21 protein-coding genes, 1 tRNA gene and 1 pseudogene are annotated in these 21,023 nt (G+C 72.8%); 13 read left to right on the top strand and 10 right to left on the bottom strand.

Translation table 11 applies throughout. The features are described 5' to 3' along the window. Window positions 1-346: pseudogene (locus HMPREF3159_RS13695) on the bottom strand (winged helix family transcriptional regulator); the annotation flags it as partial. Window positions 347-759: 413 nt separating this feature from the next. Next, window positions 760-1,398 (bottom strand): uracil phosphoribosyltransferase, encoded by a 639-nt coding sequence (gene upp / locus HMPREF3159_RS13690; RefSeq protein WP_053918202.1) that lies wholly within the window; start codon window positions 1,396-1,398, stop codon window positions 760-762. Between the two features lie 190 nt (window positions 1,399-1,588). Here upp and tadA point away from each other — a divergent pair, with 190 nt between their 5' ends. From tadA to HMPREF3159_RS13670, 4 genes are all read left to right on the top strand, one after another. Beyond that, complete coding sequence (tadA, locus tag HMPREF3159_RS13685; protein WP_070501677.1) at window positions 1,589-2,032, top strand: tRNA adenosine(34) deaminase TadA; 444 nt, start codon at window positions 1,589-1,591, stop codon at window positions 2,030-2,032. 251 nt (window positions 2,033-2,283) lie between these two features. After that, window positions 2,284-2,982, top strand: coding sequence for an ABC transporter substrate-binding protein (locus HMPREF3159_RS13680; RefSeq protein ID WP_246821641.1), 699 nt, complete (start codon window positions 2,284-2,286; stop codon window positions 2,980-2,982). 88 nt (window positions 2,983-3,070) lie between these two features. Next, window positions 3,071-3,343, top strand: a complete 273-nt coding sequence (locus tag HMPREF3159_RS13675) for a type II toxin-antitoxin system Phd/YefM family antitoxin (protein ID WP_070501675.1) — start codon at window positions 3,071-3,073, stop codon at window positions 3,341-3,343. Next, the gene (locus tag HMPREF3159_RS13670) at window positions 3,340-3,732 is read left to right on the top strand and encodes a type II toxin-antitoxin system VapC family toxin (RefSeq protein WP_070501673.1); all 393 of its coding nucleotides are present in this window, start codon (window positions 3,340-3,342) and stop codon (window positions 3,730-3,732) included. The genes HMPREF3159_RS13675 and HMPREF3159_RS13670 overlap by 4 nt, the downstream gene beginning before the upstream one ends. A 30-nt stretch (window positions 3,733-3,762) precedes the next feature. Here HMPREF3159_RS13670 and HMPREF3159_RS13665 read toward each other — a convergent pair whose 3' ends face one another. From HMPREF3159_RS13665 to HMPREF3159_RS13655, 3 genes are read right to left on the bottom strand one after another with little or no spacing between them, the layout of a single operon-like run. Beyond that, entirely contained in the window at window positions 3,763-4,389 is a 627-nt protein-coding gene (locus tag HMPREF3159_RS13665; protein ID WP_070501671.1) for a response regulator transcription factor, read from the bottom strand. Further along, on the bottom strand, window positions 4,386-5,555 hold the full coding sequence (locus HMPREF3159_RS13660; protein WP_070501670.1) for a sensor histidine kinase: 1,170 nt from the start codon (window positions 5,553-5,555) through the stop codon (window positions 4,386-4,388). The genes HMPREF3159_RS13665 and HMPREF3159_RS13660 overlap by 4 nt, the downstream gene beginning before the upstream one ends. Before the next feature lie 56 nt (window positions 5,556-5,611). Beyond that, window positions 5,612-6,121: a hypothetical protein gene (locus tag HMPREF3159_RS13655; protein WP_070501669.1), complete on the bottom strand. Its 510-nt coding sequence runs from the start codon at window positions 6,119-6,121 to the stop codon at window positions 5,612-5,614. A gap of 226 nt (window positions 6,122-6,347) precedes the next feature. Between HMPREF3159_RS13655 and HMPREF3159_RS13650 the strand changes: the two genes are divergently transcribed. Genes HMPREF3159_RS13650 through HMPREF3159_RS13635 form a run of 4 tightly spaced genes read left to right on the top strand, consistent with a single transcriptional unit; the run spans window position 6,348 to window position 9,740 of the window. Further along, entirely contained in the window at window positions 6,348-7,364 is a 1,017-nt protein-coding gene (locus HMPREF3159_RS13650; RefSeq protein ID WP_070501668.1) for a methionine ABC transporter ATP-binding protein, read from the top strand. After that, window positions 7,361-8,056: a methionine ABC transporter permease gene (locus HMPREF3159_RS13645; protein ID WP_070501667.1), complete on the top strand. Its 696-nt coding sequence runs from the start codon at window positions 7,361-7,363 to the stop codon at window positions 8,054-8,056. Before HMPREF3159_RS13650 ends, HMPREF3159_RS13645 begins: the two co-directional genes overlap by 4 nt. A gap of 37 nt (window positions 8,057-8,093) precedes the next feature. Continuing rightward, window positions 8,094-8,939: a MetQ/NlpA family ABC transporter substrate-binding protein gene (locus tag HMPREF3159_RS13640; protein ID WP_070501666.1), complete on the top strand. Its 846-nt coding sequence runs from the start codon at window positions 8,094-8,096 to the stop codon at window positions 8,937-8,939. Between the two features lie 24 nt (window positions 8,940-8,963). Beyond that, window positions 8,964-9,740: an SDR family NAD(P)-dependent oxidoreductase gene (locus tag HMPREF3159_RS13635; protein WP_070501665.1), complete on the top strand. Its 777-nt coding sequence runs from the start codon at window positions 8,964-8,966 to the stop codon at window positions 9,738-9,740. An 18-nt stretch (window positions 9,741-9,758) separates the two neighbouring features. On the opposite strand, the gene HMPREF3159_RS13630 is transcribed toward HMPREF3159_RS13635, so the two are convergent. Continuing rightward, window positions 9,759-11,870, bottom strand: coding sequence for a S9 family peptidase (locus HMPREF3159_RS13630; RefSeq protein WP_070501663.1), 2,112 nt, complete (start codon window positions 11,868-11,870; stop codon window positions 9,759-9,761). A 13-nt stretch (window positions 11,871-11,883) separates the two neighbouring features. After that, window positions 11,884-14,010, bottom strand: coding sequence for a prolyl oligopeptidase family serine peptidase (locus HMPREF3159_RS13625; RefSeq protein ID WP_070501662.1), 2,127 nt, complete (start codon window positions 14,008-14,010; stop codon window positions 11,884-11,886). A 414-nt stretch (window positions 14,011-14,424) separates the two neighbouring features. On the opposite strand from HMPREF3159_RS13625, the gene HMPREF3159_RS13620 reads away from it, so the two are divergent. From HMPREF3159_RS13620 to HMPREF3159_RS13610, 3 genes are all read left to right on the top strand, one after another. Beyond that, on the top strand, window positions 14,425-15,342 hold the full coding sequence (locus HMPREF3159_RS13620) for a helix-turn-helix domain-containing protein (protein WP_070501661.1): 918 nt from the start codon (window positions 14,425-14,427) through the stop codon (window positions 15,340-15,342). A gap of 58 nt (window positions 15,343-15,400) precedes the next feature. Continuing rightward, on the top strand, window positions 15,401-16,261 hold the full coding sequence (locus HMPREF3159_RS13615) for a universal stress protein (protein ID WP_070501659.1): 861 nt from the start codon (window positions 15,401-15,403) through the stop codon (window positions 16,259-16,261). An 86-nt stretch (window positions 16,262-16,347) separates the two neighbouring features. After that, window positions 16,348-16,433, top strand: a tRNA-Ser gene (locus HMPREF3159_RS13610). A gap of 85 nt (window positions 16,434-16,518) precedes the next feature. Here the strand turns inward: HMPREF3159_RS13610 and HMPREF3159_RS13605 are convergent. Further along, window positions 16,519-16,800: an HPr family phosphocarrier protein gene (locus HMPREF3159_RS13605; protein ID WP_070501657.1), complete on the bottom strand. Its 282-nt coding sequence runs from the start codon at window positions 16,798-16,800 to the stop codon at window positions 16,519-16,521. 689 nt (window positions 16,801-17,489) lie between these two features. Between HMPREF3159_RS13605 and HMPREF3159_RS13595 the strand changes: the two genes are divergently transcribed. Continuing rightward, the gene (locus HMPREF3159_RS13595) at window positions 17,490-18,182 is read left to right on the top strand and encodes a TetR/AcrR family transcriptional regulator (RefSeq protein ID WP_070501679.1); all 693 of its coding nucleotides are present in this window, start codon (window positions 17,490-17,492) and stop codon (window positions 18,180-18,182) included. Between the two features lie 32 nt (window positions 18,183-18,214). Here HMPREF3159_RS13595 and HMPREF3159_RS13590 read toward each other — a convergent pair whose 3' ends face one another. After that, on the bottom strand, window positions 18,215-19,573 hold the full coding sequence (locus HMPREF3159_RS13590; RefSeq protein ID WP_070501653.1) for a M20/M25/M40 family metallo-hydrolase: 1,359 nt from the start codon (window positions 19,571-19,573) through the stop codon (window positions 18,215-18,217). Between the two features lie 57 nt (window positions 19,574-19,630). Continuing rightward, complete coding sequence (gene dps / locus HMPREF3159_RS13585) at window positions 19,631-20,122, bottom strand: DNA starvation/stationary phase protection protein Dps (RefSeq protein WP_010550777.1); 492 nt, start codon at window positions 20,120-20,122, stop codon at window positions 19,631-19,633. Window positions 20,123-20,284: 162 nt separating this feature from the next. Here dps and HMPREF3159_RS13580 point away from each other — a divergent pair. Next, window positions 20,285-21,023, top strand: a 739-nt coding sequence (locus tag HMPREF3159_RS13580) for a hypothetical protein (protein WP_070501651.1), incomplete at its 3' end; no start/stop codon positions are given.

The raw sequence follows: 21,023 nt of genomic DNA, 5'->3' as shown, positions 1-21,023 counted from the left end.
GCCGCAGCGGGCTCACCGCGGCGGAGCCCTGGGCGCGGGGCGGCAGGGGACGGGTCGTGCCGCGGCCGGTCGCGGCGAAGGGGTGGGGGCTGTCCACCGAGACCGTGGTGCGGCCGTCGCGGGCGGCGACCAGGCGCTGCGCCCGGGTGCGCAGCTCGTCGGCGATGAGCGCGGCCTCGACGTCGCCGGTCCCGGCGGGCAGGGAGACCGACACCGTGATGGTGACGGCGTCCTCGGCGGCGACGGGGCGCGAGGCGGTCCCGCCCACCCGCTGCAGGCGGGGCGCGGCGGACCGGGTGTGCGGGGCGGTGGTGCTGGTGGTGGGGCGATCCAGGGCGATGGTCATGATGCGAGTTCTCCGAGATGCGGCGCGTCCTGCGCGGCGGGCGGTGGGCCCGGGATCCCTGGGTGATCGACGCCTGGGGCGGATCGGTGAGGGGTGTGCTCCCGGTGGCACCTGGAGCCCGCGCCCTCCGGCCGGCTCCTGTCAGCCGATCTCGGAGAGGTCGTGAGCGCTCAGAGGCTCGGCTGACGATGCATCATCGGCATCATCATCATGAACATCATCGCGCGCATGGCAGAGCGGACCACCCGGGGGGCGGTCTCGCGGTGCGCGGCGATCGAGGTCATGGCTAAAAGAATGCCCTGTCCCGTCCCGAGGGGCAAGAGCCTGTTCACATTTCGGGACGGCGACGGGGCGTCAGGGTCCTGCGTCGAGGCCCTCGAGGAGGGCCTTCGTGCAGGTCAGTGGTCGCGTTCTCAGTCGACGACCCCGAAGAGGCGGTCGCCGGCATCGCCCAGGCCGGGCACGATGTAGCCCTTCTCGTTCAGCTTCTCGTCGATCGCGGCGGTGACCACGGTGAGGTCGATCGCGGGGTCCAGCTGCTCCTCGAGCGCCTTCAGCCCCTCCGGTGCGCACAGCAGGGTCACGCAGGTGATGTCCTTCGCGCCGCGCTCGTGGAGGTACTCGCAGGAGGCGATGAGGGTGTGGCCGGTGGCGAGCATCGGGTCCAGCACGAAGCACTGGCGGCCCGAGAGGTCCTCGGGCAGACGGTTCGCGTAGGTGGTGACCTCGAGGGTCTCGTCGTTGCGGACCATGCCCAGGAAGCCCACCTCGGCGGTGGGCAGCAGGCGGGTGAGGCCGTCCAGCATGCCCAGGCCCGCGCGGAGGATCGGCACGACCATCGGCTTGGGGTTGGTCAGGCGGGTGCCGGTCATCGTGGTCACCGGCGTCTCGATCTCCACCGGCGCGGTGGCGACGTTGCGGGTCGCCTCGTAGGCCAGCAGGGTCACCAGCTCGTCGGCGAGCTGGCGGAACACCGAGGAATGGGTGGCGCGATTGCGCAGCACCGACAGCTTGTGGGCGACGAGGGGGTGGTCGATCTCCAGAACGCGCATGGGAGGGAATCTACCGGAGGGCGCCCCGTGCCACGCCGCGCAGGGCCGACCGGCGGCCCGGGGGAGAGGATGGTCTCGCGCCCCGGGCCGCTCTGGGCAGGAAGCGCGGGAGAATGAGCGTATGACCGACGCCCCGGCCACCCCGACACCACCCGGTTTCCCGGCATCCCTTCCGAACGACGACGAGCTGATGGGCCTCGCGCTCGCCGAGGCCCTCGCCGCTGCCGAGCGCGAGCCCGCCGACGTGCCCATCGGCGCCGTCGTGCTCGGGGCCGACGGCGAGGTGCTCGCGACCGCCGGGAACCGTCGCGAAGCGGACGAGGATCCGACGGCCCACGCCGAGATCCTCGCCCTGCGCGCCGCGGCACGCGCGACCGGGCGCTGGAACCTCACCGGCGCCACCCTCGTCGTCACCCTCGAGCCGTGCACCATGTGCGCGGGCGCGATCGTGCTCTCCCGCGTGCAGCGGGTGGTCGTCGGGGCGATGGATCCCAAGGCAGGGGCCGCCGGCTCTCTCTACGACCTGGTGCGCGAGCCGCGGCTGAACCACCGCGTCGAGCTCACCACCGGGGTGCGCGGGAGGGAGTGCGGCGACCTGCTGCGCGACTTCTTCCGCGCCCGTCGGAAGCGCTGACGCCCCCGCGAGAGCGGATCCGCCGCAGACTGCATGTCGCCGCCACCTCGAGAGGTCCATCGTGCGAGATCGAGGGTCCGCACTCCGAGACGGGCATCTAGAGTGGCCTCGCGGGCCCGCCCGCGCCGTCCCGCCCCGATCGATCCCGCACGCCCGCCGGTCGCCGCCGCCCGACCCGGGACCAGGAGCACGCATGCACACCGCCTCTTCCGCCGCACCGCCCGGCGCCGTCGTCGCCCCTCGAGCAGGGCGTGGCCTTCAAGGTCGTCGGCTCCATGGGCATCTCCCCGGGCGACCCGGAGAACTCGCCCACCGCGCTCGAGGTGCGCCAGGACCTCCTCGACGACGGCACCGTCAGCGAGATCGCGGACCTCAAGGGCCGCACCATCGGCGTGGCCGGCGGACCCGGCGCGACCGGCGGCTATCTGCTCGCGGCGATGCTCGAGGAGGGCGGGCTGACCCTGAACGACGTGGAGATCTCCAACCTCGCCACCCCCGACCAGGAGCCGGCGCTCACCAACGGCTCCGTCGACGCGGCCACCCCGTCGGCCCCCTTCTCCTCCTCGATCGAGGAGGCCGGGATCGCCTCCCCGCTCGCGGTCCCCGCGAAGGGCACCACCGGCACGGGCGTGATGTACTCCGAGACCTTCGTCGGCGCCGAGCAGGCGCAGGGCTTCTTCACCGCGCTCGCCAAGGGCGCCCAGGAGCTCTCGGCCGACGGGAAGCAGACCGACGAGGTCTACCAGATCCTCGCCGACACCCTCGGCCAGGACGTCGAGGTGCTGAAGGCCTCCCCGATGTACACCTACCTGCCCGACCTCGCCCCGCAGGCCGATCAGCTCGAGGCCATGCAGGCCGTGTGGATCGACGCCGAGCAGATCACCTACACGGAGCCGCTGGACATCGCCGGCATCGTCGACGCGAGCTTCGCGGAGAACGCGGCCGGCTGAGCAGCCCGGGCCTCGACCTGACCAGGTTGCCGGATACAGGTCGACCAGATCGCTGTCCATCTGGTCGGCCTGGTTCTACGATGAGGGCATGAGCGCAGCGGAGACGTCGGTTCCCGATTCCAGGACGGTCAAGGTGCAGGAGGCGAAGACCCGCCTCTCCGAACTCCTGCGCGAGGTCGAGGAAGGCGCCGAGATCACCATCTCGCGCGGGCGGACCCCTGTGGCGCGCCTGGTACCGGTCGAGCCTCCGGCGCCTGAAACGCGGCGGAGGCCGCTCGGCTACCTCCGCTACGAGCTCCCCGTGACGTTCTTCGACGAGCTCCCGCCTGAGGAAATGGACGCCTGGGAGGGCGAGGAGTGACCACGGTCCTGGCCGACACTCACGTGCTGCTGTGGGCGATGACGGATCCCTCGAAGCTCACGAGCCCGGTGGAGGCCCTGATCTCCGATCTCGACACGGAGGTCCTGGTCTCCGCCGCCACTGCCTGGGAGATCTCCACGAAGGTGCGCATAGGCAAGCTCCCCGAGGCCGAGTTCCTCGTGCTGGACTACGGAGACCATCTCCGGCGCGGCTACTTCGAAGCACTGCCGATCGAGAGCGCTGACGCACTGGTCGGCGGCACACTCGCCTGGGACCACCGTGACCCGTTCGACCGCATGATCGCCGCGCAGGCGATCCGTCGGGGGATCCCGCTGATCAGCGCGGACCGAGTATTCGATGATCTCGGCTCGCTCCAGCGGATCTGGTGAGAGTGCGGCAGTCCGGGTTCTTCGCTGGATTCAGATCCAGCCCTGGCGGCGGGCGATCGCGGCGGCCTCATGCCGGTTCGCGGCCTGCAGCTTCGCCTGGGCGCTGGAGAGGTAGTTGCGCACGGTCCCCGGGGCCAGATGGGCGCGGCGGGCGATCTGCTCGACGGGGGCGCCGTCGGCCGCGAACTCGAGCACGTCCGCCTCGCGCGGCGTGAGCGGCGAATCGCCCGAGGAGATCGTCTCCGCGGCCAGCTCGGGGTCGATCGCGCGGCGCCCGCCGGCGACCGAGCGCACGGCGCGAGCGAGCTGCTCGGCCGAGGTGGTCTTCGGCAGGAAGCCCAGCACCCCCTGTGCGAGGGCGCGCTTGAGATAGCCGGGCCGCGCATGCGAGGTGAGGATCAGGCAGCGGGTCGCGGGGGAGGCCTCCGCGATCTGCTCGCACAGCTCGAGCCCGTCGCCGTCGGGCAGCTGCAGGTCCACCACGGCGATGTCCGGCGTGGTCTCGGCGATCAGCCGCGCGCCCTCGGCGACCGTCCCGGCCTCGCCGAGCACCTCGAGGTCCTCCTCGAGGGACAGCATCGTCGCGAGCGCCGAGCGGATCAGGTGCTCGTCGTCGACGAGCACCACGCGCAGCGGGCGAGCAGGGGCATCGGTCATCGGGATCCTCCGGTCGGGGTGAAGCGGACGTCGAGGGTGAAGGTGCCGTCCTCGCGGAGCACCTCCAGGGTCGCCTCGTCCTCGAGGCGCTCCCGCATCCCGGTCAGCCCGCTGCCCTCCCGGATCTCGGCGTCCTCAGGCGCGCCATCGTTGACCATCGTGACGCCGTCCGCGCGGAGGGTGATCTCCACGGCCGATGGGTCGGCATGGCGCAGGATGTTCGTCCCGCCCTCTCGCAGCACCCAGGCGGCGGTGCCGGCCCGGGCCGCGGGGACGTCCTCGGCCGCGCCGTGGACCGTGACCTCCACGTGCGCGGACCGCAGAAGGGATGCGGTGCCCTGCAGCTCGGTCGCGAGATCCGCCTCGCGGTAGCCGCGCACGAGCGAGCGGATCTCGGCGAGCGAGGTGCGGGCGATCTGCGCCGCCTCCCGGCCGTGCTCCGCGGCGCGGGGGTCGCCGCGCTCGGCCAGCTGCGCCACCAGCTCGGTCTTCACGGCGATCACGGAGAGGTCGCGACCGGTGACGTCGTGCAGGTCGCGGGCGAAGCGCAGCCGCTCCTCGGCGACGGCGAGCTGGGCCTGCGCCTCGCGGGCGTCGTCGAGCTCGCGCACCATCGCCGCCAGCCACAGGGAGATCCGCACCGTGAGCACCACGGCGAGCAGCAGCTCGCCGGTGGGGAAGGCGACGGGGGCGGAGAGCCCGAACGCCATCGCGATCACCGTCGTCGCGACCGCCACCGCCGCCCCGATCTGCCAGCGCCATCGCAGGAGCGCTGCGGCGGCGAGCAGCGTGAGCGAGGCGACGAGCACGGGGGCCGCGGAGAGGCCGAGCAGCTGCAGCAGCACGATGACGGCTGACGGCACCGCGGTGGCGAGCAGCGAGCGGTCCGCCGGGATGCTGCCCACCTGCGGGAGGTCCCAGCGGTCCCGCGCCTCGGGCAGCGCGGCCGCCGACCACAGTGCGAGCGCCCGGTGCCCGGACCAGGCGCCGACCACCATCTGCACGAGCAGCACCGCGGTCGCCGCCGGGGCCTCGGCCAGCAGCGCGGGCACCGGGGTGCCGAACGCGAGCAGGACGCCCAGCGGGAAGATCGCCTGGATGAGCACGACCGACCACGCCGTGTAGGCGTAGAACACGCTCCACTGGCGTGCGGTGCGGGTCTCCACAGCGGTCCTCCTCTCGGCGTGGGAACGGTCGACGAGCTGGGGCGAAGCGTATCCGCTCAGCCGATCGCGGCGAGGAACAGGCCGCCGAAGGCGCCGAAGACGATGCCCCACAGGATGATCGAGATGCCCATCCAGAGGTAGACCCGGCCGCGCTCGGCACCGAGTGCGATCAGCGCGGGGCCGGAGATCTGCGAGGCGACCACGAACGGCCCCAGCAGGCACACCCCGGGCACTCCGTACTTCTCCATCGCCGCGGCGACCTTGGCTCGGAAGCGGGAGGGGCTGGGTTCCTCGACGGAGCGGCCCCCGTGCTTCCGGCGACCCTGGGCGATCGCGTCCCGGGTGCGGCCGGCCAGCGCGATCACCATGAAGGTCGCCACCAGGTTCCCCAGCACCGCCGCGGGGATCGCGAGGGCCGGGTGGATGCCGAGGGTGGTGCCCAGGAAGGAGCCGAGATAGCTCTCGATGAAGGGGACCGCACCGGCGGGGACGAGCGCGAGCACCTGCTGCCACGGCTCGAGGCCGGAGACGAGGTCGTGGAGCTGGACGAGGAGGTCCTGGAACATGGTGGGGTCCTTCCGGGTGGATGATGGTTCCAGCCTCCCCGTGCACGGCGCTGTGCGGCAGGGCACGGTGTCATCGACCGGGATGCGTCTCTCACGGCCCGCCCATGACAGATGTCAGACCGCACGGCGTGACCCCGTCCACATGGGGACCTGCAGGTCTGTGACGTTTGTTGCGGCAGATGAACGCGTGCTCGGCGTGCGGGGCGCTCGATGCTTGAATTCCGGGGTGATCACTCTCGACGCTCTGCGCAAGGTCTTCCCCGCACCCGGCGGCGGAGACCCCGTCGTCGCGCTCGACGGGATCGACCTCCACCTCGAGCCGGGCCGCATCCACGGGATCGTCGGTCGCTCCGGGGCGGGCAAGTCCACGCTCATCCGCTGCCTGACCGGGCTGGAGAAGCCCACCTCGGGCCGGGTCGAGATCGACGGCACCGACATCGCCGCGCTCGAGGGCGCCCAGCTGCGCGCCGCCCGGCGGAACATCGGGATGGTCTTCCAGCACGCGAACCTGCTGGACTCCCGCACCGCCGCCCAGAACATCGCCCACCCGCTCGAGATCGCCGGGGTGCCCCGCGCCGAGCGCGAGCGCCGCGTCGCCGAGCTGGTCGGGCTCGTGGGGCTCACCGTCCGCGAGCACAACCATCCCGCGCAGCTCTCGGGCGGGCAGATCCAGCGCGTCGGCATCGCGCGCGGCCTCGCCGCCGAACCGAAGGTGCTGCTGTGCGACGAGCCGACCAGCGCCCTGGACGGCGCCACCACCCGGCAGATCCTGCGCCTGCTCGCCGACCTGCGCGAGCGCCTCGGCATCACGGTGGTGATCATCACCCACGAGATGGGCGTGGTGCGCGAGGTGTGCGACACCGTCACCCTGCTCCAGGACGGGCGGATCACCCAGAGCGGCGACCTGCTCGAGGTCGCCGCCGATCCGCACGGCCCCCTCAGCGCCGAGCTGATCCCGCTGCCGCCGGCTCCTACCGGCATCGAGGCGCTGGTCGTGAACTGCGACTACGGCGACTCCGAGCGCTTCCGCACCACAGATGACCTGATCCGTCTGGCGGAGACGTACGAGGCCGAGGCGACCCTCGTCGCCGGCACCATCGAGACCATCGGCGGCCGCCAGGTGGGGCGGGTCCAGCTCGCCCTGCGCAACCGTTCCGGACAGCCGATCTCCCGCCAGGGGCTCGATGACTTCCTCGCCGAGCTCGAGAGCGCCGGCGTCGTCGCGAAGGAGGTGACCGCATGATCGAGTGGCTCGACAACCCCGTCTTCACCACCTGGGACTCCAACACCTCGCTGTGGTCCAACACCCTGATCACCCTGTACATGACCGTGGGGACCATGCTGTTCTCCACCCTCATCGGTGTTCCGCTGGGCCTGCTGCTCTTCGAGACCTCCGGCGCCCGCGGCGGCTTCGCCCGCTGGGTGAACCGCGTCGTCGGCTTCGTCGTGAACGTCGGGCGGTCCTTCCCGTTCATCATCCTGATCATCGCGCTGATCCCGGTCACCCGCTTCATCGTGGGTCGCGTGACCGGGCCGAACGCCGCGATGTTCGCGCTGGTGATCTCCGCGATCCCGTTCTTGGCGCGCCTCATCGAGATCAACCTGCGCGAGATCTCCGCCGGGAAGGTCGAGGCGGTGCAGATGATGGGCGCCACCCGCTGGCAGATCATCCGACAGGTCCTGCTGCCGGAGGCACTGCCCGGCATCATCGGCTCCCTCACCACCACCACGATCGCCGTCATCGGCTACACCGCCATGGCCGGCACCGTGGGCGGCAAGGGCCTGGGCGACCTCGCGATCCGCAACGGCTACCAGAGCTACGACAACGTGGTCATGGTCGCGACCGTGGTCGTGCTGGTGGTCATCGTGATCGCCGTCCAGGCGCTCGGCTCCGCCCTCTCCCGCGCCGTCGACCACCGCGCCGCCGCCCGCTGACCTGCTTCATCCCACCCTCGTCGAGAAGGACATCCCCATGACCCATTTCTCCCGCCGCACCACTCTGCTCGCCTCCGGCGCGGGCCTCGCCGCGCTCGCCCTCGCCGCCTGCGGCGCCGGCGGCAACGAGGGGCCGACGGAGGAGAACGGCGTGACCGCGATCCGCATCGGCGCCTCCCCGGCCCCGCACGCCCAGATCCTCCAGTTCGTCCAGGACAACCTCGCCGAGGGCGCGGGCCTCGCGCTCGAGATCAGCGAGTACACCGACTATCAGCTGCCCAACCAGGCGCTGAACGACGGCGACCTCGACGCGAACTTCTACCAGACCCCCGCCTTCCTCGAGGGGCAGATGTCGGAGAAGGGCTACGACTTCCACGCCTTCGAGGGTGTCCACGTCGAGCCGCTCGGCGTCTACTCCGAGACCCTCACCTCGCTCGACGAGCTGAAGGACGGGGACGAGGTCGCGATCGCGAACGACCCCACCAATCGTGGCCGCGGGCTGGACCTGCTCGCCGCCAACGGCGTGATCACCCTCGCCGACGGCGTCGCCCCCACCTCGGCCACCACCGGCGACATCGCCGAGAACCCGAAGAACCTGAAGTTCTCCGAGCTCGAGGCCGCGCAGATCCCGCGCTCCCTCGCCGACTTCGCGGTCGCCGTGGTCAACGGAAACTACGCGCTCGAGGCGGGCCTGAACCCCTCCGAGGAGGCCATCGTCATCGAGGAGGGCGAGGGCAACCCGAACGCGAACATGATGGTGGTGCGCGCCGCCGACGCGGAGAACGAGGCCCTCGTGAAGCTCGACGAGCTGCTCCACAGCGACGACGTCCGCTCCTTCATCGAGGAGACCTTCACCGACGGCTCGGTCATCCCCGCCTTCTGAGCCCGGGCTGAGTAGCCTGGGGCGATGAGCCCCGACCAGCACCAGCGTCCCCTGTCCGGCCGCAAGGCCCTCATCACGGGAGCGAGTCGAGGGATCGGCGCCGAGATCGCCCGCGCCTACGCGGCGGCCGGCGCCGATCTGGTGCTCACCGCCCGCGACGGCGCCGTCCTGGCTGCGCCCGCCGAGCGGCTGGCCGCCGAACACCGCGTCCGCACGGTGGTCCTCTCCGCGGACCTCGCCGACCCGGACGTCCCGGACCGCCTCTGGGACGAGGCGAGCGGGCTGATGGAGGGACTGGACGTGCTGGTGAACAACGCCGGCCTGTCCCATCCGGAGACGGTCGAGGCGCTCGAGACCGCCCGCTTCGACGAGACGCTGCAGGTGAACCTGCGCGCCCCCGCACTGCTCGCGGCACGGGCCGGCGCGGCGATGGCGGCCTCCGGCGGCGGGGCGATCCTCACCATCGCCTCCGCCGCCGCGCTGCGCCCCCTGGTCGAGCACTTCGCCTACTCGACCGCGAAGGCGGGCCTCGTGATGGCCACCCGCACCCTCGCGCTCGAGCTGGGGGAGCGGGGCGTGCGCGCCAACTCGATCTGTCCCACCGTGGTGCTCACCGACATGGGGCAGAAGGTGTGGGGCGAGCAGCCGGACAAGGCCGCGCCGATGCTCGCGCGGATCCCGCAGTCCCGCTTCGCCCAGCCCCGCGAGGTCTCCGACGTCGCGGTCTGGCTCGCCTCGGACGCCGCCTCGATGATCAACGGCGCTGAGATCCCGGTCGACGGCGGTTACCTGGTCAGCTGAGCGCCCGACCGCGGCCCGTCAGAGCAGCTCCGTCGCCCCCAGCTGATCCAGCAGCCAGGACAGCTCGTCGGCCCGCTGCTCCCACTTGCGGTACCGGCCCGAGCGGCCGCCGTGCCCGGCGACCATCTCGCAGCGGAACACGATCGGGCGCTCGGCCTGGTCGGAGGTGACCGTCTCGCGCAGGCGCGCGACCCACTTGGCGGGCTCGACGAAGAACACGCGCGTGTCGTTCAGCGAGGTCGAGGCGAAGATCGCCGGGTACTCCACCGCCTGCACGTTCTCGTAGGGCGTGTACTCCTTCATGTACTCGTACACGGACGGGTCGTGCAGCGGGTCGCCCCACTCCTCCCACTCGCCGACGGTCAGCGGCAGCGAGGGATCCAGGATCGTGGTCAGCGCGTCCACGAAGGGCACCCCGGCGATGATCGCCCGGAACCGCTCCGGGGCGAGGTTCGCGACCGCGCCCATCAGCAGCCCGCCCGCGCTGCGGCCCTCGGCCCCGAGCCGGGCCGGGTCCACGAGGCCGCTCGCTCCGAGATGCTCCGCCGCGGCGACGAAGTCGCTGAAGGAGTTCTTCTTCTCCAGCAGCTTGCCGTGGTCGTACCAGTCCCGGCCCATCTCGCCACCGCCGCGCACGTGCGCGATCGCGACGACCACGCCCCGGTCCAGCAGGGACAGGCGCGTGGGCACGAAGGACGGGTCGACCGAGACCTCGTAGGAGCCGTAGCCGTACAGATACCCGGGCGCGGTGCCGTCGGCCGCGACCTCCCTGCGCGCGACGACGCTGAGCGGTATCGCGGTGCCGTCGGCCGCCCTCGCCCACTCGCGCCGCTCCACGTAGAGGGAGGGGTCGAAGTTCGGCACCGGGGTGACGCGCAGGATCTCGGTCGCACCGGTGGCGACCTCCCGCTCGGCGACGGTGGGCGGGGTGAGCAGGCTGGTGAGCTCGTAGCGCACCGCCTGCTGGTCCCAGTTCGGGTTCGCGTCGAGCTCGACGGTGTCCAGCTCCCCGCCGTGGGTGAGGTCCTCCGCCTGATCGAGCCGCAGCGACCCGTCGGCCGCCCGCGGGATGATCCGCACCGAGGCGAGCCCGCCGGCGCGCAGCTCGAGCGCGACGAAGCCCGCGAAGGACTCCACCGCCAGCAGCCGCTCGCCCTCGCCGGCGACCAGCAGCTCCTCCCACTGCGCCGGGGTCGCCAGCGGCGCCTGCGCGAGCGCGAAGCCGGTGTGTCCGTCGTTGTGCACCACCAGCAGGCGGTCCCCGGCGTGCTCGACCGCGTAGTCCACGCCGTCGCGCCGCCCGCCCGCGGGAACGGGCGCGGACTCGGGCGCGGCGAGGTCCAGCAGCCACGCCTCCGCCGTCGTGGTGGAGGCGGACTGGATGACGAGGGTCGTCTCGTCGCGGGAGCGCTCGAAGCCGATCATGAACCGCTCGTCGCCCTCCTCGAGCACGAGCACGTCCTCGGCCGGATCGGCGCCGATCCGATGGCGCCAGACCTGGTGCTGCCGCCAGGCGTCGTCGACCCGCGCGTAGAACAGCCACTGCTGATCGGTGGAGAACGCGATGCCGTAACCGGTGCCGGTCACGGACTCGTCGAGCACCTCGCCGGCGGAGAGGTCCAGAACCCGCAGCGTGAACCGCTCGTCCCCGGCGGTGTCCACCGCGTAGGCGAGCAGGGTGTGGTCGGGGGAGAGAGTCAGCCCGCCGAGGGAGTAGAACTCGTGCCCCGCGGCCTCGGCCTGGGCGTCCAGCAGCACCTGCTCGCCCGCGAGCATCACCCCGGGCTCGACCTGCGGCATCGCGCCCGCGTCGGCCACGCGGGTGAACCTCGGGTAGTCGTCTCCGGCGGTGGTGCGGGTGATGTACCACCAGTCCCCGCGACGCACGGGCACCGACAGGTCCGTCTCCTGCGTGTGACCGACGAACTCCTCGACCAGGCGCTGCCGCAGCGCGCCGAGGTGCGCGGTGCGGGCGTCGGCGTAGGCGTTCTCCGACTCGAGGTGCGCGATGACCTCTGGATCGGTCTTGTCGCGCATCCACTCGTACGGATCCACCACGACATCGCCGTGGTGGATCCGCTCGGTGGGGCGTCGCTCGGGAGAGGGGGCGTCCGGGTGCTGGCTCGTCATCCCTCGAGACTAGTCATCCTTCGAGGTCGGCGGCGCCCAGCTGGTCCAGGAGCCAGGCGACTCCCTCGACGCGGAGGTCCTCGCCGCCCTCCAGGGAGTCCGCGACCCGCAGCAGGACCGGCCGCTCGGCAGGATCGGAGGTCACCCGCTCTCGCAGCCGCGCCACCCAGATCGCGGCGCAGGCCGGCGGGATGTCCGTGCCCTCGAGCGCGGTGAACGCGTAGACGGCGGGGTACTCGGTCTCGCGGATGTTCTCCGCCGGGCTGCAGGCGCGCAGGGTCCGGTAGGCGGTCTCGTCCTCGGCCGGATCCCCGAACTCGGTCCACTCCTCGAGGGTGAGCATCACCTCCGGGGCCAGCAGCGTCTCCAGCGGGTCCACCAGCGGGGTCTCCGCCAGCACGGCCCGGAACAGCTCCGGCGCCCGGTTCGCGGCCGCGCCGACGACCATCGCACCCGCCCCGGTGGCCACGGCGCCGATCCGGTCCGGAGCCGCCCACCCGGAGGCGACCAGGTGATCCGCGCAGGCGACGAGGTCGTCCACCGAGTGCATCCGGCGCTGGCGACGGCCGTCGCGGTGCCACTGCGGCCCGAGCTCGCCGCCGCCGCGCACGTGCGCGACGGCCACGACGACGCCGCGGTCCGCGAGCGCGAGCACCTCGGGCTGCAGCAGCGGGTCGAGGCACTGGCCGAACACGCCGTGGCCGTGCAGCAGCACCGGGGCGGTGCCGTCGGCGACCACGTCGGCCCGGGCGATCAGCGAGATCGGGACGCGGGTGCGGTCGGGCGAGGTCGCCCACAGCCGCTTCTCGACGTACCGCGAGGCGTCGAGGCCGGGCACCTCGACGCGCTGCAGCACGAACGGGTCGCCGGCGTCGAGGGACGCGCCGATCATCGTCGGCGGGGTGAGGAAGCTGCCCACCCTGCAGCGGATCGAGCGCTGGTCCCAGTCGGGGGTGTGCTCCAGGCGCACCCCGTCCAGCGGTCCGCCGGTGAGGATCTCCCGCACGGCGCCGACGTCGAGGGAGCCGTCGGCCCGGCGCGGGATCATCCGCACCGCCGGCAGGGCGCCGACGCGCAGCTGCAGCGCGACGAAGCCGGCGAAGGCCTCCACGGACTCGAAGCTCTCGCCCTCCTGCGCGTGCAGCAGGGGGGTCGCGCTCCCGGGCAGCGTCCCCGACCCCAGCGGCGCCTCGGCGAGCACGCAGCGATGGGTGGCGGGGTCCGCGTGGAGCAGCAGCAGCCGGTCGCCGGCATGCTCCACGACCGTGGACCTGCCGGCCAGGCGGTCGGTGACCTGGACGGGCGTCGCCGTCGGCGCGGCGAGGTCCAGCGTCCACACCTCGGCGGCGACCGGTGAGGTCGAGCGGATCATGAGGGAGGACCCGTCCCGGGAGCGGCTCAGGGTGAGCTCGGACCAGTGGTCGGGCTCCTCGAGCAGCACCGGGTCCGTGGAGGGGTCGCTGCCCAGCACGTGGCGGCGCACCTCGGCGCGGCGCCCGAGATCGTCCAGACGGGTGTGGAGCAGCGCGGTCGAGTCCGCGGAGAACACGGCATCCGGCCCCGCGCCGTGCACGGAGTCGTCCACGACCACGCCGGTCTCGGCGTCGGTGACCACGAGGCGGCAGCCGCCCGCGGCGGCCTCGGCCCGGGCGAGCAGGCGGTGGTCGGGGGAGAGGGCGATGCCCAGCACCCTCCGGCAGTCCTCCACCAGCACGCTCTCGCCGGGAAACAGCTGCCCGGGAACGGGGACGGGGACGCCGGCCGGGCCGCGCACGGCCTCGCAGTCGCGGACGCGGGAGAAGGTGACGCCGTCCAGCGGGTGGGTGCGGTCGATGTACCACCAGCCGTCCAGCAGCACCGGCACCGACAGCTCCTGCGGGACCTCGTCCGCGAGGGTCTCCGCGAGGCGGGCACGCAGCGGCGCGAGCGCGGAGGTGGCGCGGTCGGTGTGCGCGTTCTCGGCGGCGAGGTGCTGGCGCACCTCGGCGGTGCGGATGCTGCGCAGCCAGCGGAACGGCAGCTCGGCGGCGTCGCCGAAGAGGATGCGCTGGACGGGGCGGGGTTCGGGGCGGGGGGCGAGGAGGGTCTCCGCGGCGTGCAGCGGGGGGTGCGGGGCTGCGGGGACGAGGTGATCGGTCATCGGAGCGGCTTTCCTCTCGGGGTGGCCGGTGGGGGCGGATCCCGGTTCCGTGGCGTCTCGGCCGGACGGGCCACGGCGGGGCACTGCGGGTGATCAGCTCTCCGGAGTCGGGACCCGATCGAGGAGGTCGGCGGCGATGGCGCCGCCGTGATCGGGACGCCCGCGCGCACGGACTCGACTGCGCTGAGGGGGGACATGAGGGAGGGCGGAGGATGCCTGGGATACCGGGCTGCCGTTCATCGGGGGAACCTCTCCTTCCTCGGAGCTCTCGGGACGGCTGACCGTGCGTTCTGTGACATGCGCCATGGACGCTACGCTCAGTGTTTTACAGGTATGTGAAAAGTCCTGAAAACGAGCGCACGCTCCCTCGACGGGGGATGATCGATGAGTGCGGCCGGAGGAGGACCAGGCGAGATGGCGACGGATGACCACGGGAGGTTCGCTCCTGAGCTGCGCGCGGCGATCAAGCGCAGCGGGCTGACCCTCACCGTGATCTCCCAGCGTCTGCGCGCGCGCAACCGTCCCGTGAGCGTCGCGACGCTCAGCAACTGGCAGTCGGGTCGGAGCCTGCCCAGCGGTGACCAGTCCCTCGGCGTCGTCGCCGCCCTGGAGGAGCTGCTCGGGCGGCCCCCGGACTCGCTCGCGGACCTCGTCGGCGGGCCGCGGCTGCGGGGCCGCGCGGTGCGGGAGATGAGCTTCGTCGGGCGGCCGTCCAGCCGCGAGGTCTTCCAGGAGGCGCTCGAGGAGCTCGGCTTCGCGAGCGCGCAGCAGTACGCGCACGAGCGCGTCATCCACCAGCTCGCGATCATCGACTCGACCCAGTCGGTGCAGCGCTTCGAGCACCGCATGACCGTGCGTGCGCTGGAGTCGGGGACCTGCCGGCTCCCGGCGGTGCACGTGCTGGGGCAGAACGAGCCCAACATCGCTCCCCGCTACATCGCGACCGAGGGCTGCACCATCGGGAGGCGCGTGGCCTGGCCCCGCCGCCGCGCCTACGGGGTCGAGTTCCTGCTCGACGGGCGCCTCGACGCGGGCCAGGTCGCCACCTTCGCCTACCGGGTCGAGATGCACGCGAGCGCCACCGACGTCACGGGCAGCATGTACTCCGTCCCCCGACCCGCGAACGACGTGCTGCTCGAGGTCGAGTTCCGCGGCCCGCGCCGCCCCCTGGACTGCGAGCGCTACCGGCGCACGGACGCCGGTGAGACGATCTCCTCCCTGCGGCTGGACCACCGCGACCGCCTCCAGATCAGCGAGGCGCGCTTCGGGCCCGGCACCTTCGGCCTGCGCTGGTCCTGGGGCGCCGACGACGACTTCGACGACCTGTACTGACCGGGTGACCACGGCGTATCCTGAGGCGACAGCACGGTCGCACGGGGAGGTGCGGGACATGGAGCTGTCCGCTCGGAGCATCCTGGTGGGATATGACGACACCAGCGCCGCGATGGCCGCCGTGCGCTGGGCCGCCGAGCTCGCCCATGACACCGGCGCCGGGATCCGCCTCCTGCACGCCTGGACCTGGCCGCTGCTCGGACAGGGCCTCGCCGGCATCCCCGTGCTCGACCCCGCCGGTCCCCGCAACCAGGCCAGCCGCCTGCTGGACGACGCGGTCGAGCGCATCGCCGCCCGCCATCCCGACGTCCCGGTCACCGCCGAGCTCGTCGCCGGCATGCCGCGCGAGGTGCTCGAGGAGGCCTCCGCCGGTGCCGACCTGCTCGTCGTCGGGACCCGGGGGCTCGGCGCGGTGCTCGGGACGCTGCTGGGCTCCGTGAGCCGCGGGCTGCTCCACGACGCCGGCTGCCCCGTCGCGATCATCCGCTCGGACCAGCACCGGGCGGGCCCGGTGCTGGTCGCCTACGACGGCTCCGACACCGCCGGGGAGGCGGTCGACGTCGCCGCCGACCTCGCCGCGGCCTGGGGGTCGACGCTGCGCGTGGTGCACGTGCGCACCGTCCCCCACGCCCCCTACGGCAGCGGCGGGGAGGCCTGGGAGGCGGGGAAGGGCTCCCGTGTCCTGCTCGACGAGGGCGTGGCCCGGGCGCGCGCCCGTCAGGCGAGGGTCGAGGTGCAGTCGCGGATGCTCGATGCCCGCTCCGCTGCGGAGGGGCTGCTGGACGCGGCGGCCGGTGCGCGGATGCTGGGCCTCGGCCATCGCGGGCTGAGCCGGGGCCGCTTCGGCTCGACCGCCCATGCGACGGTGCTGCACGCCACCGGGAACGTCACGGTGGTCCGCCACGCCCCCGAGAGCTGAACGGCGGCGCACGAGGACGTGATGTGACTCGCGTCCGGCGTTCATCGGTTTGAACGCAGGGTGTCCGTGCGGTTATTCTGCTCGACGGTAGCGTGTCCGAGCGGCCGAAGGTGCATCACTCGAAATGATGTGTGGTTCATAGCCACCGCGGGTTCAAATCCCGCCGCTACCGCCCCTGACCTGGAGTTTCCTCCCGGTCGACGAAGGCCCTCGCCGATCCGGCGGGGGCCTTCGTGCATCCGGCGGGCGGGGGGCGATCAGCTCCCCTGGAACTCCTCGTCGAGGTTCGTCTCGAGCAGCGCCGCGAGGGCGTCCAGTGATTCCTCGGCGCCCTCGCCCTCGGCGCGCAGCGTGACCTCGTCGCCGAAGGCGACGTCGAGGGTGAGGAGCATGAGGATGCTCGAGGCCTTCACGGGGCCGGCGTCCGCGGTCTCGATGGTGACGGCGGCAGGCTGCTCGGACGCGGCCTGCGAGAAGAGCGCCGCCGGGCGGGCATGGAGGCCGCTCGCGCTCGCGACCTTCACGGTTCGTGCTGACATCTGGCAGGCCTTTCTCGACATGGTCGCCCCAGGGTAGCGCCGCGGAGTGTCCGCGCGGGCGTTCATCCGGTGTTACCGCGCCGTTCACAGGGGTTTTCGACAGGTGGAGATCCCCCTTACATCCGTCCGAGAAGTACGTTCGGGGGCGTCGGCGGGCGCTACGGTGGTGCAGGCCGTCAGGGGTGACGGAGCGACGACGCGCTCGGGGGAGCCGCGTCCCGGGCCGTCTCAGCGGAACGGCCCCACGACCCCGGGGGGGTCATAGCTCGACAACCCCGGGGGCAGGGCCTCTGCACCGGAGGGTCCGAGCGCCGCCCGGCCCGCCTCGGTCGCATGGACGGGTGCCCCGGCCGGCTCCGCGCGGATCCCGCAGGCCGACGGCCGGGTCGGTCCCGGGGGCGACGCCGCGTTCGAGGCCGTGCGCCCCCTCGAGCAGCTGGGACCGGGAGGAGAGCACGCTGCCGCGGGCGGTCACGGTCCAGGTGCCGCGGGCGGCGACCCGGGTGTGCACGATCGTCTGCCCGATCAGGTCCGCGAGAGGGGCGGGGAGCCCGTGGACCCGTCGGCCGTCAGGGCCGGGAGACCCGGCCAGGCCGGACAGGAAGGCGCGCATGGACCCTTCCTGCCGCACGCTCCGGCCGCCGCACGGCTCGCCGGACGGGGCCCGGGCGCTGGACTACGATGACGCAATGGCCTCCTCGACCTCCTCGGGCGAACGCGCCCCGGATCCCCGTCCCGCCCGCACCCGCGCCGCGATCTTCGCCGCCGCCCGCGAGCTGAGCGCGGACGACGGCGAGGTCACCGTCAACGCCCTGGCCAAGCGCGCAGGCGTCAGCCGCGCGGCGTTCTACAGCCACTTCACCGGGCTCGACGACCTGATGGGCGCGATGCTCCAGGAGATGTTCGATGCCGCCTGGGAGCGCGGACGCGCCAACGGCGCCGCCGGGTACACGATCGTGCAGCACGTGCAGCACGGCTACGCGATGATGGCCGCCTACATCGAGCGGCACCATGCCTTCCTCCGCGGCGCGCTGGACTGGAAGTCCAGCCACCGTACCTACATGATCCTCACCGGGACGATGGCCGCGCTGCACGTCGAGGCGCTCAAGCGCATGCCCGACAGGCTCCCGCCCCGTCCCGGCATCGAGGCCCTCGCCCGCAGCCTCGCCGGCGGGGAGCTCGTCCACGCCGACCACTGGCTCGTCACCACCGAGGAGGCGGCGAGGGCCGGGGAGGAGCTGGACGCGACCGAGCTGCTCGAGGTCATGCTCGCCACCGCGCCGTCCTGGTACATCGGCCTCGGGCCCGACGAGCCGATCCCGGCCGCGGAGCTGCTGGCCTCGGCCCGCACCTACGGCGAGGACGCGCCCGACCAGCACTGAGCGCCGAGCGGAGCAGCCCCCTGCGGGCGGGCTCAGCAGGTCGCGACGAGACGCAGCAGCACCCGCGCGCCGAAGCGCACCGCATCCACCGGCACCCGCTCGTCCACGCCGTGGAACAGCGGGGCGAAGTCGAGGTCCGCGGGCAGCTGCAGCGGCGCGAAGCCGTAGCCGGCGATGCCGAGCACGCTGAGCGGCTTGTTGTCGGTGCCGGCGCTGAGGCAGTAGGGAAGCACCTTCGAGCCCGGGTCCTCCGCCTGCACCGCCGCGGTCATCGCGTCCACCAGCGGGGACTCGCGCGGGGAGTCGACGGCGACGCCGATGTGGTCCACGACCACCTCGACGTGCTCACCGGCCAGTTCGTCCAGCAGGGCCAGCAGCTCCTCCTGGTGCCCGGGCAGGAAGCGGCAGTCGAAGCCGGCCTCCGCGGTCTGGGGGATGACGTTGACCTTGTACCCGCTCTCGAGCATCGTCAGGTTCGCCGAGTCGCGCAGGGTCCCGGCGACGAAGTGGCGGGCCCCGCCGGTCAGGGGCAGGAAGCGGTCGATGTCCTGCTCGTCCCAGCCCTGCCCGGTGATCTCGGTGATCCCGTCGAACAGCGCACGGACGCTGGCGATGTACTCGATCGGGAACTCGTGCTCGTCGATCGCGGTGATCGCGCGGGCCAGGCGCACGATGGCGTTCTCGTCGTTGGGGACGGAGCCGTGCCCGGCGCGGCCGGTGGCGCGCAGCCGCCCCCAGGCCAAGCCCTTCTCGGCGGTCTGGACGAGATAGGTGCGCACGTCCTCGCCGGTTGCCTCCTCGGGCAGGGTGATCGAGTAGCCGCCCACCTCGCTGATCGCCTCGGTCATGCCGTCGAACAGCTCGGGGTGGTTCTCCACCAGCCACTGGGCGCCCCAGACGCTCGCATTCTCCTCATCGGCGAAGAAGGCGAACATCAGATCGCGCGGCGGCGCCTGCCCGCTGCGGGCCAGGTGACGAGCGACGGCCAGGATCATCCCGACCATGTCCTTCATGTCCACGGCGCCGCGGCCGTGGATCATCCCGTCGATGATCTCGGCGCCGAAGGGGTCCACCGACCAGTCCTCGGCGCGAGCCGGGACCACGTCGAGGTGGCCGTGGAGGATCAGACCGCCGCGCTCGCGGTCTTCGCCCGGCACGGTCACCAGCAGGCTGGGACGGGCGGGGTGCGACTCGACCACCTGCGGCTCGAGGCCCACCTCGCGCAGCCGCTCGACGACGTACTCCGCCGCCTCGGCCTCGCCCTTCCCCCAGGTCTCGGGGTCGTTCCCGCCGAAGTTCGTGGTGTCGATCCGGATGAGCTCGCGGGTGAAGCGCACGGCCTCGTCCTGCAGCAGGGCGAGCTCGTCGGCGGTGGGGGCGGCGATCGGCATGCCGGGTCCTCCTCGGGGTCGGGTCCGTTCACCGTACCCGGCCCCGACGGAAGAGGTTCAGGACTGTGAACGCTCGAGATGCGCGCGCACGAACCACTGGAACTTCTCCAGCTCGGCGGACTGGCCGATCAGGATGTCCTCGGTGATCGGGTCGAGCTCGCCGGCGAGGGTGATCGCCTTGCGGTGGGAGGCGATGACGCCGTCGTAGACCTGGTCGATCGCGGCGAGGTGCTCCTGGGTGCCGGCCCTGCCGAGCTCGTAGTCGCTCCAGCCGCGCTCGGCGACGAGGCGACCCGGGGTGCCGACGGGGGAGGCGCCCAGCTGCGCGATCCGCTCGGCGACCTCGTCGGCGTAGCCGCGCACGAGCTCCACCTGCGGGTCGAGCATCTCGTGCACCGCGATGAACTGCGGGCCCACCACGTTCCAGTGGGCATGCTTGAGGGTGAGATGCAGGTCGTTCAGGGCGTGGAGGCGGTCCTGCAGCGCTTCCACGAGCCGGCGGGAGTCGTCGGTGCCGAGGCCAGGGACGGTGTAGCTGAGGTCGGTCACGAGTGCTCCTTGTCGTGATCGGGTCCCGGCGGCCGGGCGGCGGCGCCGGGGACGTGCGGATCCTTCCCCTCCATCCTCTCATCCGACCCGCTGCCGCCGACAGGAACCTCCCTCCTGCCCCGTACGATGGCCCCGTCAGCGTCCCCTGCGGAAGGAGCGCCCATGAGACCCGTCGACGAGCTGCGCGACCGGCTCCACGCCGCGCGCCGACGCGCCGAGATCGCGGGGGCCCGCGCCGACGTCGTCGCCCAGGCGCGGGCCGTGGTCCCCGAGCTGCCGCGCGACGCTGATGCGGGCCACCTCGAGCGGGCTGCCCGACGCCTGGTGCGGCGCGCCGCACAGGACGAGTTCGCCCGCGAGGGGATCACGAGGATCCCCGTCCCCGAGGCGACCGGACGGGCCGAGCTGCGCCGCGCCGACCTCGCTTCCGACGCGGCCTTCCACGCGGTCGTCGAGGACGTGCTTAGCGCCGTCGAGATCGTGCCGAGCCCGCTGGAGAGCGACGACGCGGTCGCGCTGCGCGACGCCCGCGCCTCGTCCGACGCCTACGGCCTCTCGCCCGAGGTCGCCGCCGATCTCGCGTCCTACCTGCTGGGCCGCGCCTTCCTGCTGCGCGACGAGGAGCGCGACCTCGACGCCTATCTCGACCGGCACGAGCGGCAGATCCGCGAGGACATGCGCAGCGCGCTGGTGCGCCTGGTGCGGGTGCCGCTCGAGCTGCGCAGCGCCCGTGAGCGCCATAACCGGATCGCGAGCGGCCTCGCCCCCGAGCCCGCGGGCTCCGCGCACGGAGCCGGGACGGGTGCTGGGACTGCCGGCAGGACGGGGAGCAGCGCGAGCGGTGCCGGTGCCGCCGCCCGCGAGGCCCTCTCGCAGCGCGCCCGCTCCGCGATGGACCACG

Source organism: Brachybacterium sp. HMSC06H03, assembly GCF_001807385.1.
In the GTDB taxonomy this organism is placed as follows: Bacteria; Actinomycetota; Actinomycetes; order Actinomycetales; family Dermabacteraceae; genus Brachybacterium; species Brachybacterium conglomeratum.
This window is presented reverse-complemented; position numbering and strand designations above follow the sequence as displayed.

Excerpts from the sequence above, each read along its gene's own strand:
- HMPREF3159_RS13590 (WP_070501653.1), bottom strand. The coding sequence starts at position 19,573 with ATGCCGATCGCCGCCCCCACCGCCGACGAGCTCGCCCTGCTGCAGGAC.
- HMPREF3159_RS13620 (WP_070501661.1), top strand. The coding sequence starts at position 14,425 with ATGGCGACGGATGACCACGGGAGGTTCGCTCCTGAGCTGCGCGCGGCG.
- HMPREF3159_RS13665 (WP_070501671.1), bottom strand. The coding sequence starts at position 4,389 with ATGACCGATGCCCCTGCTCGCCCGCTGCGCGTGGTGCTCGTCGACGAC.
- HMPREF3159_RS13595 (WP_070501679.1), top strand. The coding sequence starts at position 17,490 with ATGGCCTCCTCGACCTCCTCGGGCGAACGCGCCCCGGATCCCCGTCCC.
- HMPREF3159_RS13640 (WP_070501666.1), top strand. The coding sequence starts at position 8,094 with ATGACCCATTTCTCCCGCCGCACCACTCTGCTCGCCTCCGGCGCGGGC.
- upp (WP_053918202.1), bottom strand. The coding sequence starts at position 1,398 with ATGCGCGTTCTGGAGATCGACCACCCCCTCGTCGCCCACAAGCTGTCG.
- HMPREF3159_RS13675 (WP_070501675.1), top strand. The coding sequence starts at position 3,071 with ATGAGCGCAGCGGAGACGTCGGTTCCCGATTCCAGGACGGTCAAGGTG.
- HMPREF3159_RS13635 (WP_070501665.1), top strand. The coding sequence starts at position 8,964 with ATGAGCCCCGACCAGCACCAGCGTCCCCTGTCCGGCCGCAAGGCCCTC.
- HMPREF3159_RS13605 (WP_070501657.1), bottom strand. The coding sequence starts at position 16,800 with ATGTCAGCACGAACCGTGAAGGTCGCGAGCGCGAGCGGCCTCCATGCC.
- HMPREF3159_RS13625 (WP_070501662.1), bottom strand. The coding sequence starts at position 14,010 with ATGACCGATCACCTCGTCCCCGCAGCCCCGCACCCCCCGCTGCACGCC.
- HMPREF3159_RS13645 (WP_070501667.1), top strand. The coding sequence starts at position 7,361 with ATGATCGAGTGGCTCGACAACCCCGTCTTCACCACCTGGGACTCCAAC.
- HMPREF3159_RS13615 (WP_070501659.1), top strand. The coding sequence starts at position 15,401 with ATGGAGCTGTCCGCTCGGAGCATCCTGGTGGGATATGACGACACCAGC.
- tadA (WP_070501677.1), top strand. The coding sequence starts at position 1,589 with ATGGGCCTCGCGCTCGCCGAGGCCCTCGCCGCTGCCGAGCGCGAGCCC.
- HMPREF3159_RS13655 (WP_070501669.1), bottom strand. The coding sequence starts at position 6,121 with ATGTTCCAGGACCTCCTCGTCCAGCTCCACGACCTCGTCTCCGGCCTC.
- HMPREF3159_RS13630 (WP_070501663.1), bottom strand. The coding sequence starts at position 11,870 with ATGACGAGCCAGCACCCGGACGCCCCCTCTCCCGAGCGACGCCCCACC.